Annotated in this window: 10 protein-coding genes; 6 read left to right on the top strand and 4 right to left on the bottom strand. The window is 74.6% G+C overall.

Features of this window, described 5'->3' with window-relative positions; all coding sequences use genetic code 11:
- Positions 1-14: 14 nt before the first annotated feature.
- Positions 15-1,007, bottom strand: a complete 993-nt coding sequence (locus ABT160_RS03790) for a helix-turn-helix domain-containing protein (RefSeq protein ID WP_351643116.1) — start codon at positions 1,005-1,007, stop codon at positions 15-17.
- Between the two features lie 202 nt (positions 1,008-1,209).
- Here ABT160_RS03790 and ABT160_RS03795 point away from each other — a divergent pair, with 202 nt between their 5' ends.
- The 4 genes from ABT160_RS03795 to ABT160_RS03810 all read left to right on the top strand — a co-directional run bounded on the left by ABT160_RS03795 (position 1,210) and on the right by ABT160_RS03810 (position 9,351).
- Entirely contained in the window at positions 1,210-4,974 is a 3,765-nt protein-coding gene (locus ABT160_RS03795) for a S8 family peptidase (protein WP_351643118.1), read from the top strand.
- Between the two features lie 110 nt (positions 4,975-5,084).
- Positions 5,085-6,731 (top strand): protein phosphatase 2C domain-containing protein, encoded by a 1,647-nt coding sequence (locus ABT160_RS03800; RefSeq protein ID WP_351643121.1) that lies wholly within the window; start codon positions 5,085-5,087, stop codon positions 6,729-6,731.
- A gap of 27 nt (positions 6,732-6,758) precedes the next feature.
- The gene (locus ABT160_RS03805; protein WP_351643124.1) at positions 6,759-8,501 is read left to right on the top strand and encodes a pyruvate dehydrogenase; all 1,743 of its coding nucleotides are present in this window, start codon (positions 6,759-6,761) and stop codon (positions 8,499-8,501) included.
- Positions 8,502-8,610: 109 nt separating this feature from the next.
- Positions 8,611-9,351 carry a hypothetical protein gene (locus ABT160_RS03810; RefSeq protein WP_351643127.1) on the top strand — a complete coding sequence of 247 codons (741 nt, stop codon included), beginning with the start codon at positions 8,611-8,613 and terminating at the stop codon, positions 9,349-9,351.
- A 68-nt stretch (positions 9,352-9,419) separates the two neighbouring features.
- Here the strand turns inward: ABT160_RS03810 and ABT160_RS03815 are convergent, their stop codons facing one another.
- Positions 9,420-12,590: an alpha-mannosidase gene (locus ABT160_RS03815; RefSeq protein ID WP_351643130.1), complete on the bottom strand. Its 3,171-nt coding sequence runs from the start codon at positions 12,588-12,590 to the stop codon at positions 9,420-9,422.
- A 170-nt stretch (positions 12,591-12,760) separates the two neighbouring features.
- Between ABT160_RS03815 and ABT160_RS03820 the strand changes: the two genes are divergently transcribed.
- On the top strand, positions 12,761-13,240 hold the full coding sequence (locus ABT160_RS03820; RefSeq protein WP_351643132.1) for an ATP-binding protein: 480 nt from the start codon (positions 12,761-12,763) through the stop codon (positions 13,238-13,240).
- A gap of 124 nt (positions 13,241-13,364) precedes the next feature.
- Here the strand turns inward: ABT160_RS03820 and ABT160_RS03825 are convergent, their stop codons facing one another.
- Both ABT160_RS03825 and ABT160_RS03830 read right to left on the bottom strand, forming a co-directional pair.
- A complete protein-coding gene (locus ABT160_RS03825) occupies positions 13,365-14,414 on the bottom strand; it encodes a DUF2637 domain-containing protein (RefSeq protein ID WP_351643135.1) in 1,050 nt (349 codons plus the stop codon).
- Between the two features lie 259 nt (positions 14,415-14,673).
- On the bottom strand, positions 14,674-15,519 hold the full coding sequence (locus ABT160_RS03830) for a (2Fe-2S)-binding protein (protein WP_351643138.1): 846 nt from the start codon (positions 15,517-15,519) through the stop codon (positions 14,674-14,676).
- A gap of 197 nt (positions 15,520-15,716) precedes the next feature.
- On the opposite strand from ABT160_RS03830, the gene ABT160_RS03835 reads away from it, so the two are divergent.
- A complete protein-coding gene (locus ABT160_RS03835) occupies positions 15,717-16,628 on the top strand; it encodes a GntR family transcriptional regulator (RefSeq protein WP_351643141.1) in 912 nt (303 codons plus the stop codon).
- Position 16,629 lies beyond the last annotated feature (1 nt).

A 16,629-nucleotide genomic window follows, 5' to 3' on the forward strand; every position in this document is an offset into this window, starting at 1 on the left:
CTGCGGTACTCCGCTCATCCGCGCAGGTCGCGGGCCACCCACCCCTTCTCGTACGCGTGCCAGCCCAGCTGCAGCCGGGTGGTCACCCCGGCCAGCTCCATCAGGCCCTTCACCCGCCGCTGCACGGTCCGCAGGCCCAGGTCCAGCTGCTTGGCCACGCTGGCGTCCGTCATGCCCGCAAGGAGCAGCGAGAGGACCTCCAGGTCGGTGGCGTCCGGGGCGTCCGGCGGCAGCTCGCGGGCCTGCCCGCCGGGGCCCAGGCGCAGCGGCAGCGCGTCCCGCCACACCGCCTCGAACAGGCCCGTCAGCGACTCCAGCAGCCCGCTGGCGTGCACCACCAGGGCGGCCGGCTCCGCGCCGCGCCCGGTCAGCGGCACCATGGCCAGCGAGCGGTCGGCGACGACGAGCTTGGTCGGGACCCGGTCGACGACCCTGACCTGCTCGTCCCGGCCGAGGGCGGCCGACAGCTCGATGATCCCGTTGGGCAGCGACAGCACCTCCCGCTCCAGGACCACCCGGTAGGACACGCCCCGGACGGCGGCCCGCTCCTCGGCCTCGTTGTCCATGCCGGTGACCGCGATGGGCCTGCCGGTGACCAGGGCGCACACCTCCTCGGCGGCGCCCAGCTGGAGCTGGAGGAAGCGGTGGGCGACCGCGCTCGCGCCGGTGACCACCTCGACCAGGTCGTGGACGGCCGGCTCGGCGGCCTCCGCGCGGTACTCCTCGGCCAGCAGCGCCGCCGCCAGCTCCGCCCGCTCCAGCTCGTGCCGCTGCTGGGTGAGCAGCGCGCCCAGCGCCACCGCGGGCGGCGCCGCGACCCAGCGGCCGGTGCGGGCGGAGGACTGGGCGGCCAGGCCCTGGCTCTCCAGCCTGCGCAGCGCCCGCTCGGTGTCCGTCTCCGGCAGCGCGAGCCGATGGGCCAGGTCACGCACCTCGGCCGCGCCCAGCGCCACCAGCGCGCGGTACGCCGACTCCTGGCGCTCGTCGAGTCCTATCGCTCCCAGCACCCTGTTCCCCACCCCTCCCGGACGCCACCGGACGCACTCGTTCCGTGGCGGGTGTGGCGGAAAGAGGCCACGGCATAAACCCGCCGCGCCCATCATCCCTTTACCCCCCGTCCCTTTGGCAATGTGGCGCCACCGCAGCACCAACAGCCTCCGGACATGCGGCCTTTGCGGGCCGGTGTCCGGGAATTCACTGGGGAGAGCGATGCGCCCGATATCGCGTACGGCCCTGGGCGCGGCGACAGCCGCCGTCCTGGCCGTCACCGCCGCCGTGCCCTCCGCGGCCGCCCGGCCGCAGGAGGACACGGCCGGGAAGAGACCGCTGGTCGGCAGCCAGGCCGCCGGGGCCGCGGGGGAGCGCCCGGTGGCCGTCACCCTGGTGACCGGCGACCGGGTCCTGGTCACGCACGACGCGGCGGGCAACCCGGCCGCGACCGTGCTGCCGGGCGCCGACGGCTCCGTACCGCTGGTGCAGACCCGCCGCTCGGGCAAGGACCTGTACGTCTACCCCCGGGGCGCCGTCGCCGCGCTCGCCGCGGGCCGCGTCGACCAGGAGCTGTTCAACGTCACCGGCCTGGTCCGCCAGGGCTACGACGACGGGCACACCGGGGCGCTCCCGCTGATCGCCACCTACGGCCGCAGCCTGGCCCGCTCGGTGCCCGCCGCCCCGCGCGGCGCCCGGCGCGGCCTGGTCCTCGACGCGGTCGACGGCGTCGCGCTCACGGCCGACAAGAAGCAGGCCGCGGCCTTCTGGGCCGACGTCTCGGCCCCGCTCTCCGCCCCCGCGACCCGCGCCGCGGGCACCGGCCCGGCCAAGCTCTGGCTCGACCGCAAGGTCAAGGCCACCCTGGACCGCTCCACCAAGCAGGTGCACGCCCCCGAGGCCTGGGCCGCCGGGTACGACGGCAAGGGCACCAAGGTCGCCGTCCTGGACACCGGCACCGACCTGGACCACCCCGACCTCAAGGGCCGCGTCGTCGCCTCGGAGAACTTCACCGACTCCGACACCGACCGCGACCGCCAGGGCCACGGCACCCACACCATCTCCACCGTCGGCGGCTCCGGCGCGGCCAGCGGGGGCGCCAAGAGGGGCGTCGCGCCCGGCACCTCGCTGCTCAGCGGCAAGGTCCTCGACGACTCCGGCTCCGGCGCCACCTCCTGGATCATCGCGGGCATGGAGTGGGCCGTCGCACAGGGCGCCGACGTCGTCTCGATGAGCCTCGGCAGCGCCGAACCCACCGACTGCACCGACCCGATGAGTGCCGCGGCCGAGGAACTGGCCTCCCGCAACAAGGCGTTGTTCGTCATCGCGGCCGGGAACACCGGCCCCTCGCTGAACTCCGTGTCGTCCCCCGGCTGCGCCCCCTCGGTGCTCACCGTCGGCGCCGTCGACCGCGACGACTCCACCGCCTCCTTCTCCAGCGGCGGCCCCACGCTCGTGCACCACACGCTCAAGCCCGAGATCGCCGCGCCCGGCGTGGACATCTCGGCCGCCGCCGCGGGCGGCCGCGGCGTGTACGCGTACCGGTCGATGTCCGGTACGTCGATGGCCACCCCGCACGTCGCGGGCGCCGCCGCCGTGCTCAAGCAGCGCCACCCCGACTGGAGCGCCGACCGGCTGAAGGCCGCGCTGGTCTCCTCGGCCGACAGCGGCGTCCCCGGCGACGCGCGCCGGGTCGGCGGCGGCCGGCTCGACGTCAAGGCAGCCGTCGACCAGCGGGTCCTGGGCGCCCCCGCCGTCCAGGGCGGCACGTTCGACTGGCCGCAGGACCGCACCGACCGCACCACCGTGCAGGTGCCCTACACCAACACCGGTACGACACCGGTCACCCTGCGCCTCGCCGTGGACCGGGTCACCGGCAACGACGGCTCCCGGGTCCGCTCGGCCGTCGCCCGGCTCGGCCGCACCAGCGTCACCGTCCCGGCCGGGGCCACCGTCCAGGTGCCCCTCGCGCTCGACCCCACGGCCCGCCTGGAGCGCGCCCAGTACGGGGACGTCACCGGCCGCGTCACCGCCACCGGCCCCGGCGGCACCCACGTCTCCACGCCGTTCTCCCTCTACGTCGAGCCGCAGACCGTCACCCTGCGGGTCAAGCTGATCGACCGACAGGGCAAGCCCGCCGACGGGGTGTCCTCCCTCGACGTGATCGGCACCGACACCGCCACCGGCGAACGCCGCTACAACGAGGGCGCCGCCGACCAGGTCTTCCGGGTCCGCCCCGGCTCCTACTTCGTCTCCAGCTTCGTGGAGTCCCCCGACGTCACCGTCAGCTATCTGGGCCGCCCGCAGTTCGAGGTGAAGAAGGACACCACCCTCGTCCTGGACGCCCGGGCCGCCCACCGCCTGCAGGTCAGCACCGACCAGCCGTCCGTGACCCGCTCGGCCACCCTCTCCTTCGCCCGCAGCTGGGACGGGAGCTGGCTGCACGCCGGCACCCTCAGCGGCGGCAGCGCGGTGCGCGGCTACTACGCCGACGTCCAGGGAGCCGCCCGGGACGGCGCGTTCGAGTTCGGCAGCTACTGGCGCCGGTTCGCCCCGCAGATCTCGTCGCTGGCCACCACCGACGGCCTCGCCCTGCACCCGGTGACCGCGTCGGCGGGCTCGGTCAACCTCGACGGCACCGGCAGCGCCGCGCTCGTCGACGCCGGGTCCGGCACCCCCGCCGAACTCGCCGCCGCCCAGGCCGAGGGCAGGATCGCGCTGGTCCACGTGCCCGACGGCGAGCCGAACGTCATCACGCTCGGCCGCGCCGCCAAGGCCGCCGGAGCCGTCGCCCTGCTCGTCCACCGCGACGCCCCCGGCAGCTGGACCCCGTCCGTCGGCTGGGGCAGCGGCGACCTCCCGTCCCTGTCGGTCCCGGCCGACGAGGCCGCGTCACTTCAGGCCAAACTCGCGACCGGCCCGGTGACCCTGCGCTGGAAGGCCACCGCCAAGAGCCCGTACGTCTACAACCTGGCTTTCCCCGAGGACGGCCAGATCCGCTCGGAGCGCAGCTACCGCGTCCACGACCGCGCGCTCGGCCGCACCGACGCCACGTACCGCGCCATGGGCGTCACCACCGACTACATCGACAACGCCTTCGCCCAGCGGCCCATCGGCGGCGGCGCGGTCTACGTCGGCGCCCTGTTCGACCCGGTCCCCGCGCCCGGCACCCGCGCCGAGTACTACACCACCGGCACCACCGCCTGGGGCCACAGCGTCTCCAGCAGCTTCCCGTGGGGCGAGTACCTGCACGACACGACCCGTACGTACAAGTCAGGCCAGCGCCGCGCCGAGACCTGGTACGGCGGACCGCTCGCCCCGACCGCCCCCGAGGACGCGACCGGCGCGCCCGCCCTCGCCGCCGAGCGCCAGGGCAACCTGATCGGCGCCGCCCCCGCCTTCTGGGGCGACGGCGAACACGTCGGTGAGCAGGGCTCGTTCGGCGACCTCGGCAACCTGGAGCTCAGCCGCGACGGCGAAGTGGTCGGCGACAGCGGCTACCCGTTCGGGGTCTTCGAGGTCCCGGCCGGACCGGCCTTGTACGAACTCACCCTGTCCACGCAGAAGTTCGGACAGCCCGCCACTGTCTGGAAGCGGTCCACCGCGACGCGGACCGTGTGGAAGTTCCGCTCCCAGCTCGACGAGAACGCCTATTCTCAAGGCATTCCGCTGCTGTTCCCGGTCTACTCGGTACCGGAGGACGGGCTGAAGACCGTCGCCGCCACCAGCGGCCAGAAGATCGCCCTCTCGGTCAAGGGCCACGCCGGCTACCAGCCCGGCGCACTCACCGCCGCGAAGCTCGCCTACTCGTACGACGACGGCGAGACCTGGACCCAGGCGGCCACGGCACAGCAGGGCGGCAGGTGGGCGGCGACCGTGGACCACGCGGGCGCCTCCGGCAAGCCGGTCACGCTGCGCCTCGAACTGACGGACGCCAAGGGCAACTCCGTCACCCAGACCGTGGTCCGCGCCTACGACGTGCGCTGACCGCGAGCCGGTCCGCCGGGCGTCCTTCCCGTGGGGGGTGGGGTCGCCCGGCGGACTGCATTTTGCCCCCGTCCCGTTTCCGCACCGGTCGATCCGTGGACAATAAGGGCATGAGCCAGCAGGGGGAGAGGCCCGCCAAGGGCGACGACTGGTGGGACAAGCTGTACGACGACTCCGTGGCCGACACGGCCCCGGCCGCGTCCGGCGACAGCCTGGACGAGCGCTTCGACTCCGTGCCCCACGACGCGACCCGCCCCGACGGCGCCCTGGGCCCGGCCGCCCCGGCGCCCCCGGTGCCGCAGGCGCCGCCGCCCGTCCGCGAGGCCCCGGCCGCGCCCGCCGGGGAGCCCGTGCGCGAGCCCAGGGCCCGCGCCCCGTGGGAGCCGCCCGAGGACCCGGAGCCCCCGCGCACCTTCGCGGACGCGCCCCCGGTACCCCTCGCCGCACCGCCCCCGCCGGAACCCCCGGCGCCACCGAGGCCCCAGGCCCCGCCGCCGACCCTCGCGGACGAGGAACAGGGCGTACGGGAACGGGAGTTCGGGCCCCCTGAACCCCAACCCGTCGACCCGTACGAGAAGGCGGGCGAACAGCCGTCCGGCATCGACCCGCGCTCCGTGAAGCCGCAGCCGCAGCCTCAGCAGGAGCCAGAGCCAGAGCCGGAGCAGGAGCCGGAAGCGCAGCAGGAGCCGGAGACGCGCGAGCCGGTGACGGCCGAGATGCCCCCGCCCCCCGCCGCGCCACCCCGTGCGCCCCGACTGCCGCACCCGCGCGCCGCGTTCGTCGGCGACGGGCCGCCCACCTACGACGCCGAACCCACCGCCCTGCCGACGGCCCGGCCCCGCGCCCTCGAGGAACTCGTGGCCGACACCGTGCTGGACGGCGCCCGGTACGGCACGTACACCCTGCGCGCCGCCTCGGTGCGCGGCGACTCCGCGCGCTACCGGGGCGAACCGCGCCGCGACGCGCTGCTCACCGCCCGCTTCGGCGCCGGCGACGCCGCCCTGGTCCTGGTCGCCGTGGCCAGCGGCGCCCGCGCCGCCGAGGGCGCCCACCTGGCCGCCCGCGACGCCTGCCACTGGATCGGCGAGGCCGTCGGCCGCAGCCACGCGCGGCTCGGCGAGGACATCCGGGCGGGCCGCCGCGGCGACCTGAAGTCCGGCCTGCACCGGCTCACCGACCGCTCCTACGGACGGCTGCGCGCCCGCGCCGCCGAGCTGGGGGTGGACCCCGAGGAGTACACGGCGGGCCTGCGCTGCCTGCTGCTCTCCACCGATCCGGCCTGTCGCACCCGGGTCTTCTTCGGCGTCGGCGGCGGGGGACTGTTCCGGCTGCGCGACGGGGCGTGGCAGGACATCGAGCCGCTGGTGCCCGAGCCGGCCGCGGTCACCGGGGAGCCCGTCGTCGGGTTCGGCTCGCCGCCCGCCGGGGACGCGGCCGGGCACGGCCCGGAGGGGGACCCGCTGACCATGGACCTGGGGATCGCCACCGGCCCCGGACCCTACGTCGAGGGGCCGGTGCCGCCGCCCGCCGAGCCGTTCCGCTTCCGGGCCTCCGTCGCCCGGCCGGGTGACACCCTGCTGCTGGCCAGCGGGGGGCTCGCCGAGCCGCTGCGCGGGGAGCCCGCGCTCGCCGGGGAGCTGGCCGGACGCTGGGCCGACGGGGAGCCGCCGGGGCTCGCCCAGTTCCTGGCGGACACCCAGCTGAGGGTGAAGGGGTACGCCGACGACCGTACGGCCGTCGCGGTCTGGGAGGCGTAACCGCCCGGGCCGTGGGTTGATGGAGGCATGGCCAGAAAGAACGTGGCGGAACAGTTCGTCGACATCCTCGTGCGCGCGGGGGTCCAGCGGCTCTACGGCGTGGTCGGGGACAGCCTCAACCCGGTCGTGGACGCCATCCGGCGCAACGGCGCCATCGACTGGATCCAGGTGCGGCACGAGGAGACGGCGGCGTTCGCCGCGGCGGCCGAGGCGCAGGTCACCGGACGCCTGGCGGCCTGCGCGGGGTCCTGCGGGCCCGGCAACCTGCACCTGATCAACGGCCTCTACGACGCGCACCGCTCGATGGCGCCGGTGCTGGCGCTCGCCTCGCACATCCCGTCCAGCGAGATCGGCCTGGGGTACTTCCAGGAGACCCACCCCGACCAGCTGTTCCGCGAGTGCAGCCACTACAGCGAGATGATCTCCAACCCGCAGCAGATGCCGCGGCTGCTGCAGACGGCCGTGCAGCACGCGATCGGGCGCAGCGGGGTGAGCGTGGTGACGCTGCCCGGCGACATCGCCTCGCAGCCCGCGCCGGAGAAGTCGGTCGAGCACGCCCTGGTGACCACCCGGCCCTCGGTCCGGCCGGGCGACGCGGAGATCGACGCGCTGGTGCGCATGATCGACGAGGCGTCGAAGGTGACGTTGTTCTGCGGCAGCGGGACCGCCGGGGCGCACGCCGAGGTGATGGAGTTCGCCGAGCGGGTGAAGTCCCCGGTCGGGCACGCCCTGCGCGGCAAGGAGTGGATCCAGTACGACAACCCGTTCGACGTGGGCATGAGCGGGCTGCTCGGCTACGGCGCCGCGTACGAGGCGACCCACGAGTGCGACCTGCTGATCCTGCTGGGCACCGACTTCCCGTACAACGCCTTCCTGCCCGACGACGTCAAGATCGTCCAGGTCGACGTGCGCCCCGAGCACCTGGGGCGGCGCTCCAAGCTGGACCTGGCGGTCTGGGGCGACGTGCGCGAGACGCTGCGCTGCCTGACGCCGAGGGTGCGGGCCAAGTCCGACCGGCGGTTCCTGGACAAGATGCTGAAGAAGCACGCCGACGCGCTGGAGGGCGTGGTCAAGGCCTACACCCGCAAGGTGGAGAAGCACGTCCCGATCCACCCCGAGTACGTGGCCTCCGTCCTGGACGAACTGGCCGACGACGACGCGGTGTTCACCGTCGACACCGGGATGTGCAACGTCTGGGCGGCGCGGTACGTCTCGCCCAACGGCAAGCGCCGCATCATCGGCTCCTTCAGCCACGGCTCGATGGCGAACGCGCTGCCGCACGCGATCGGCGCGCAGTTCACCGACCGGCGCCGCCAGGTGATCTCGATGTCCGGCGACGGCGGCTTCTCGATGCTGATGGGCGACTTCCTCACCCTGGTGCAGTACGACCTGCCGGTGAAGGTGGTGCTGTTCAACAACTCCTCGCTCGGCATGGTCGAACTGGAGATGCTGGTGGCCGGGCTGCCCTCGTACGGCACCACGAACCACAACCCCGACTTCGCCGCGATCGCCCGGGCGGCGGGCGCCTACGGGGTGCGGGTGGAGAAGCCCAAGCAGCTGGCGGGGGCGCTGAAGGACGCGTTCCGGCACAAGGGCCCGGCGCTGGTCGACGTGGTCACCGATCCGAACGCACTGTCCATCCCCCCGAAGATCAGTGCGGACATGGTGACCGGCTTCGCCCTGTCCGCCGGCAAGATCGTGCTGGACGGGGGCGTGGGCCGAATGCTCCAGATGGCCCGCTCCAACCTGCGGAATGTCCCCAGGCCCTAACTCCTTACGAGTGGAAGACGGGTCGGGGCGGCTCGCTTCACCCTGCGTCGCGGAATCTTCACATCACGTGATCTTCACGCTTCATCCACAGGAAAGGTCTGTGACGCGCATGTCTTCCCTCCGTCGCTCCGGCCGCATCACCGCCGCGGCCGTCGCCGCCGTCGTCATCACGGGCCTCGCGGCCCCCTCCGCCTTCGCCGCCGCCCCCGCCCAGGCCCCGGCGGCCGTCGCGGTCGCGCCGTCGCCGGACACCCCGGTCAAGGGCGGCGTGCTGGCCCTGGACCTGGCCGCCGCGCTGGACCTGAACGCCCACGGCGTGGTGCTCGCCGGCGTCAACGGCGCCGTCGACCTGGACGCGGGCGTCGGCCTGAAGGTCGTCGCGGGCAGCAAGCTCGTCCACCAGAACCGCAAGCTGGTCGGCGGCAAGCTCGTCCTGGCCGGTGGCATCAAGCTGAACAAGGGCGCCAAGTCGGTCCTGATCTCCAACGTCAGCGTCGACCTGGCGACCAAGTCCCTCTGGGCGACCGTCGGCGCCAAGGTCAACGTCAAGCTGGGCACCCTGGGCGTCCGCGACACCGAGGTCATCAGCGGCAGCGGCTCGGTCAACGCCGACATCCTCGTGGGCGGCGCGCTGCACCTGGACGCGACGGCCGGCGCGGCCATCGACGCGGCCCTGGACACCTGCGTCTTCGCCGACGCGGACGTCGAGGTCGGCGTCGGCCTCAACGCCAACGTCGACCTGGACGTCGACCTGGCCGTCGCCCTCGGCCTGGACGCCGACGTGGACATCGACCTCGGCATCGGCGGCCTGCTCGACGCCGACGTCGACGCGCACATCAGCCTGCTCTAGCCGGAGCCGGCAGCAGCCCGCCGCCGCCCTGGTCCCCGCTTGCTGGGGGGACCGGGGCGGCGGCGCGTTCAGCCGCGTCCGGGCGTCAGCCGTAGCGTCAGGATCTGGAACGGGCGCAGCGCGAGTGGCAGTTGACCCTCCGTCATCTCCGCCTCGCGCAGCGGGCGTTCCAGCAGGTCGGTGACCTGGGCCCGGGCCACCGGGAAGCCCGGGCGCAGCGCCGTCGAGGCCCGGTCGCCGCACGACTCGTACAGCCGCACCACCACGTCGCCGCTGCGGTCGTCGGCGAGCTTCACCGACTCGACCGTGACCCCGGGGTGCCCGGTGTCGAGCAGGGCGGCGGCCCCGGTGCCCGGCCCGGGGCGGACGCGCAGGGGCAGGTTGAGCGCCAGGCCCTCGCGCACCGCGTCGGAGGTGGAGGCGCCGGGCAGCAGCGCGTACGTGAAGCGGTGCACGTCCACGTCGGTGTGCGGGTCCGGACTGTGCGGGGCGCGCAGCAGCGTGAGCCGCACGGTGGTGCCCAGGCCCTCCTGGTGCGCGAGACGGGTCACGTCGTGCCCGTACGTGGAGTCGTTGAGCACCGCCACGCCGTACCCGGGTTCGGCCACCCGCAGCCAGCGGTGCGCGCAGATCTCGAAACGGGCCGCGTCCCAGCCGGTGTTGGCGTGCGTGGGCCGGTGGACGTGCCCGAACTGGATCTCGGCGGTGGACCGTTCGGCGTGCACGTCCAGCTCGAACGCCGCCTTGAGCACCTTCTCCGACTCCCGCCAGTCCACCTCGGTGACCACGTCGACCCGGCGGCTGCCCGCGGCGAGCCGGAGGTCCTGGACGACGCGCGAGGCGCCGAAGGCACGGGTCACCCGTACGGTCGCCCGCAGCGGGCCGTCCTCGGCCAGCTCGACGCCGGACGCCCCGGTGAGGTCGGTGCGGCTGTGCCGGTAGTGGCGGTCGATGTCCCAGGCGTCCCACCGGTTGGGGTGGTCGGGGTGCAGCTGGAGCAGGTTGCCGCGCCCGCCCGGTGCCAGCGCCTCGCGCCGGGCCGCCGTGTCGTACACCGAGGACAGCAGCCCGTCGGCGTCGACCACGACCCGCAGCACCCCGTTGTCCAGCACGAACCCGCCCCCGTCCGGTACGGCCGTGACGGGGGTGAACAGCCCCGGGGCGAGCGGTGCCGGGGTGGTGAGTGGTGCCGGCGTGACCGGTGACACGTCACGCGTCACCGGTGCCGCGGCACCGAGCGCGGGCACCACCACCAGGGCCGGGCCCGCCGTGCCCGCCGGGCCCGGCACGTCCACCACCTCCGCGCGCGGGTACGGCGAGGCGTTCCAGACCACCGCGCCGCCTCCCGCGCCTCCCGCGCCACCCGGGTCTCCGGCCTCCCCTTCCGCCCCGCCGAGCGCGGCCAGTGCCGCGTCGATGACCCCCTCCAGCTCCCGGCGTACCCCCGCGTACGTCTCCCGGGCCTCCCGGTGCACCCACGCGATGGACGACCCGGGCAGGATGTCGTGGAACTGGTGCAGCAGCACCGTCTTCCAGATCCGGTCGACGTCCTCGTACGGATAGGCGTACCCGGGCACGCGCAGCGCGGCCGCCGTCGCCCACGACTCGGCCTCCCGCAGCAGGTGCTCGGCGCGCCGGTTGCCCTGCTTGGTCTTGGCCTGGGTGGTGTACGTCGCCCGGTGCAGCTCCAGGTACAGCTCCCCGGACCACACCGGGGCCCGCGCGCCGTACTCCCGCTCGGCCGCGGCGAAGAACGCCGCGGGTGCCTCGACGCTCACCCGGGGCGAACCCTCCAGGTCGCGCAGCCTGCGGGCCTTCTCCATCATCTCCCGGGTCGGCCCGCCGCCCCCGTCGCCCCAGCCGAACGGCGCCAGCGAGCGGGTGGCCCGGCCCTTCTCCGCGAAGTTCCTCTCCGCGTGCGCCAGTTCGCGCCCGTGGAAGTGCACGTTGTAGGTGTCCACCGGCGGGAAGTGGGTGAAGACCCGGGTGCCGTCGATGCCCTCCCACCAGAAGGTGTGGTGCGGCATCCGGTTGGTCTGGTTCCACGACAGCTTCTGGGTCAGGAACCAGCGCACCCCCGCCAGCCGCGCCAGCTGCGGGAACGCCGCCGTGTAGCCGAAGGAGTCCGGCAGCCAGACCTCCTCGGTCTCCACCCCCAGCTCCTCCAGGAAGAAGCGCTTGCCGTGCGTCAGCTGCCGGGCCAGCGCCTCGCCGCCCGGCATGTTGGCGTCCGACTCCACCCACATCGAGCCCACCGGCGCCCAGTTGCCGTCCGCCACGGCCTTCTTGATCCGCTCCCAGACGTGCGGCTGGTGCTCCTTGACCCAGGCGTACTGCTGCGCCTGCGAGCAGGCGAAGACCAGCTCCGGGTAGTCCCGCGCCAGCGCCGTGACGTTGGCGAACGTGCGCGCGGCCTTGCGGACCGTCTCGCGCAGCGGCCACAGCCACGCCGAGTCGATGTGCGCGTGCCCGGTGGCCGAGAGCCGGTGCGCGCTCGCCGACGCGGGCCGGGCCAGCGCCGGGGCCAGCCGGGCCCGCGCGGCCGCCGCCGTACCGGCCACGTCGTGCAGGTCCAGCGCGTCCAGCATGTCCTCCAGGGCGCACAGGACCTCCCGGCCCCGCGAGCGGTCCGGCTCCAGCTCGCGCACCAGCTCCGACAGCACCTCCACGTCCAGCACCAGGTGCCACACCTCTTCGTCCAGTACGGCGAGGTCGGCAGCGGCGAATCGGTACAACGGCCGGTCGCCCGCGGTCAGTACGTCTCCCAGGAGCGTCGGCGCGAAGCCGTGCAGCACCGCCGGATTGGCGGCCGCCTCCAGGAGCAGGTCCACCCGCTCCCCGCCCGCCGCGGGGGCGGCCACCGGCACGTGGCGGTTGCGCGGGTGCACCCCCTTGACCGGCACGCCCCGGGCGTCGTAGACCATGCCCTCCGCCTGGAAACCGGGTCCGTCACCGCTGAATCCGGGGTCGAGGACCACTTCCACCCGGCGCCCGGCCCACTCGTGCGGCACGGTGCCGCGCAGCCGGAACCAGCTCGTCGACCAGGGCGCGCCCCACTCCGTGCCGGTGCTGAAGGGCTCGTACGACGCGGCCAGTGCCCGCGCCACCGGGAGCGGCTCGCCCGGCGCGTGCCAGACGGAGAGGGACAGCGGCGCACGTCGCGCGTACACCGCCGGGCGGACGAACTGGTTCACGGCCCGTTCCAGGCGCCCTTCCACCAGTTCGCGGTCGTCATGCACGGCGGCTCCTCTCGGTCACTGCGGGATGTGTCACGCGGCGGACTGCCGACTGTGGACTACCCCCTCGCGTACTCCCGTGCGCCCTCGGGCCCCGGGGCCGGCAGGCGTGGCGGGGCCGGGGCGGGGCATGCATCCCCGTGTGCCTGTTCGAGGGGAAAGGCAGTGGAGACGTGCGGGTGGGGGTTATGAGTGGGCGTCAGGGAGAGGCCGAGCCCGTGCGGAGCGGGCCAGTCCGTGAACCTGGGGCGGATCCGGAAGAGTTGGGGCAGCTGTGCCGCAGGGTCGGCTGCGCGGACCTCACGGCGGTACCGGAGGTGAGGCGTGCCCTGCGCGAACTGCTGCGGCACTGGGGCCATACCGACGCCGCCCACGTGGCGGAGCTGCTGACCAGCGAGCTGGTCACCAACGCCCTGGTCCACACCGACAGCGGCGCGGTCGTCACGGCGACCGTCGTCCCGGCCCGGCTCCGGGTCGAGGTGCGGGACTTCGTGGCGGCGCTGCCCAGGCCGTACGTACCGATCGCCGACGACGGTACGCACGGCAGGGGACTCGTCCTGGTCCAGGCCCTGGCCGACTCCTGGGGAGTACGGGCGCAGGGGATGGGCAAGGTGGTGTGGTTCGAACTGGAAGGGGGGTCCGCCCGGCCTTAGCCGGACGGACCCCCGGGCGGGAGGCGTGGTGCGTGGTTCCGTCGCGTACGCGACGACCGCCGGTGCGCGTGCTCGTGGTACGCACATCGGGCCACCGTCTCCTCAGCGGCGACATGACGTCCCGTCAGCCGAACTGCTGCTCCAGGTCCTTCAGCTTCTGCTCCAGTGAGTCGAGTCGGGGCAGGGTCTGGGTGTCGTCCTCAGCGGTGAGGTCCACCGTGCGGGGCTCGGCGCCCTTCACGGCCTGCAGGGAGGGCCGGTGTCGAAGCGGCAGTTGTCCTGGTTCCGCTATGGCGGGCTCCGCGACCGGCCCCACGGCCGGTGCGGAGCCCGGGCCGCCCGCGGCGGCCGGAACCTCGATCTGACGGCCGCCGCGACGGCCCCAGGCGCGGTGCTGACGGCTGATCGCCTTCAGGTGCGCCCGCTCCAGCTTCTCCTGCTCGCGGCGGCGCAGCTTGTTCGCCTGCGTCTGCCGCCGGTCCTCGCGCACCTCGTCGACCGCCTCGTCCAGGGTGCGCACGCCCTCCAGGAGCATCAGCGACCAGGCGCCGAAGGTCTCCCGGGGCGCCCTCAGCCACCGGACGATCCGGATCTGCGGCAGCGGACGGGGCACCAGGCCCTGCTCGCGCAGCGCCGCCCGGCGGGTCTGCTTCAGCGCCCGGTCGAAGAGGACCGCCGCCGACAGCGACATGCCCGCGAAGAAGTGCGGGGCGCCCGCGTGGCCCAACCCCCGTGGGGCGTGCACCCAGTTGAACCAGGCGGCCGCGCCGGCGAAGGTCCACACGAGCAGTCGTGAGCCGAGGGCCGCGTCGCCGTGGCTGGCCTCGCGCACCGCGAGCACCGAGCAGAACATGGCCGCGCCGTCGAGGCCGAACGGGACCAGGTACTCCCAGCCCCCGTCGAGGTTCAGGTTCTGCTGCCCGAAGCCCACCAGGCCGTGGAAGGACAGGGCGGCGGCCACCGCCGCGCAGCAGAAGAGCAGCACGTAGGAGGCGGTGCCGTAGACCGCTTCCTTGCGTCTGCGGCGCTCCTCGCTGCGCTCCCAGGAATCCTCGGTCGCGGCCTTGTCACCGGCGCGCTTGCCGCGCGCGAGCACCGCCACCGCCGTCAGGACTCCCAGGAGCATCACGCCGCCCGGAAGCAGCCAGTCCAGCGATATGTCGGTCAGTCTCATGCGGTGTCCCTTGCATCGCGTAGGGCGTTTCGGCGAGCCATACTTGCCGAACTCCGAACGCCCACAGGGGTTTTCGGTGCAAGAGAAGGGAAAAGGGCCGACGGGACATACGAATAGGTGTGATCTGCTCGAACTCCCTTGGGGGAGGCGGGATCCGAGTTCGATTCGGCTCACCCGAACGAGTGGCGTGAGGATCATGCCCCGGGTGGACGGCAGGACTTGACGTCCTGTCACGCCCCCGGGGCCGGACCGTCCGGGGTCAGCCGGCCTCGCTGAGGCGCCGGACGCGCTCGGCGTCGCAGGTGCGCGGGCAGGTGGAGCAGGTGTCCTCGGGCCGCAGCGTGTAGAAGAGGCAGCAGCTCGCCCGGTCCCGGGTGGGCAGCGGCCGGCCCTCGGGCCCGGCCAGCTCGCGGAAGCCCGGAGTGCCCACGTACGGCTTGGCCGTGCCCGGCAGCAGCAGCTCCAGCTCCCGCATGCCGCGCGCCTCCTCGCCGAGCAGGTGCGCGACGTACCACAGCCCCTCGACGATCTCGTCGGTCGCCATGCCCCACAGCGCGCGCCGGCCGCGCCGCATGCGCGGGCCGAAGCCCTCCAGGACCGGGCCGAGGTGCTGGGCCACCGCGTCGCGCACCTCGGCGCGCAGCGCGTCCTCGTCCGGCAGCACCCGGGCGCCGGGCAGGGCGGCGGCCGGGTCGCCGGGCAGACAGGCGAACTCGGTGACGGACACGGTCATGTGGCCCAGCGCGCGCTGGAACGCCACGCCCTCCACGGGCAGCCGGGGCACCCGTCGCTGGAGGAACCAGGGGACGGTGACCAGCAGGCAGGCGGGCCAGGCGTACCGGTGGAAGCCGAAGCTGGCGATCACGTCGGGCCGGGCCTGCTGCCCGTAGTCCCGCAGCACCTGCGCGTTGTCCCAGGCGAGGAAGGCGTCCAGGGCCGGGCCGCCCGCGGCGAGCTCCCAGGCCCCGACCCAGCCGCCGTCGCGCGGCGCCGCCTCGCCCTCGGCCAGCTCGCGCACGCGCAGGCCTGAGAAGGCGTCGGAGAGGCGTTCGTACGCTTCCGTGACGGGGGAGGAGAGCGCGGGCAACAGGGCGGGGACGGTCATGCGGGACCACCGAATCGCGATCGTTGGCAGGTAAGCCTTACCTTACCCGATGCGCGTGATGTTTGGCTCGGCGGCGCCGCGGGGACGTCCCGCCGCCGCGCCCCGGACGCCCACGGGGCGGCCCTGTTCGCCTATGGTGCACAAGGGGCCCTTTCACCGCGAGCCGGGCCCGGCAGGAAGCCGCAGGAGGGACCCGAGTGGAGCAGGGCAGAGCGCGCGAGGACGTCGCGTCGCAGGCGCGCGCCCGCGTGCGCGTGCCGCAGCAGGCCCGGGGGGAGTTCCCCCCGGACGCCGTGCGCGCGGCCGCGGCCGGACCCGCGGGGGCGCGGGGCGCCGTCCCGCCGCCCGCCGGGAGGCACGACGAGGTACGGGACACCGGGCCCGGAACCCCCGGCGCGGCGGACTCCCTCCCCGAACCCGGCCCGGCCCGCCCCGCCGACCCCGCGCGCGGGGAGCACGTCCACAGCGAGCCCCCCGCGCCCCGCCTCGTCCAGCGCCACTCGGTGCGCGGCCAGGTCCTCGACGCCCTGCGCACCGCCCTGGTCAGCGGCGACCTCGTCCCCGGCGAGGTCTACTCCGCCCCCGCGCTCGGCGAGCGTCTCGGCGTCTCCGCCACCCCGGTGCGCGAGGCCATGCAGCAGCTCGCCGTCGAGGGCGCCGTCGAGGTCGTCCCCAACCGGGGCTTCCGGGTGGTCCGCCGCACCCCGCGCGAACTGGCCGAACTCGCCGAGGTCCGGGCCCTGATCGAGGTCCCCGTGATGCTGCGGCTGGCCCGCAGCGAGCCGGCCGCGCGCTGGGACGAGCTGCGCCCGCTGGCCGAGGCCACCGTCGCGGCCGCCGCCCGCGGCGACCGCGCCCGCTACGCCGAGGCCGACCGGGCCTTCCACCGCGCCGTGCTCCGCCTCGCGGGCAACGAACAGCTGGTCGCGGTCGCCGAGGACCTGCACAGGCGCTCGCAGTGGCCACTGGTCAGCGCCCCGGTGGCGCGCCGGGCCGACCTGGTCGCGGACGCCGCCGAGCACACCGCGCTGCTCGACGCGCTGGCCGCCCAGGACCTGCCGGTGGTCCAGTCACTCGTAAGGGAGCACTTCACGGGGGCGCGGGGCTGAC

This window comes from Streptomyces sp. NPDC001941, from assembly GCF_040296945.1.
Lineage (GTDB): Bacteria > Actinomycetota > Actinomycetes > Streptomycetales > Streptomycetaceae > Streptomyces.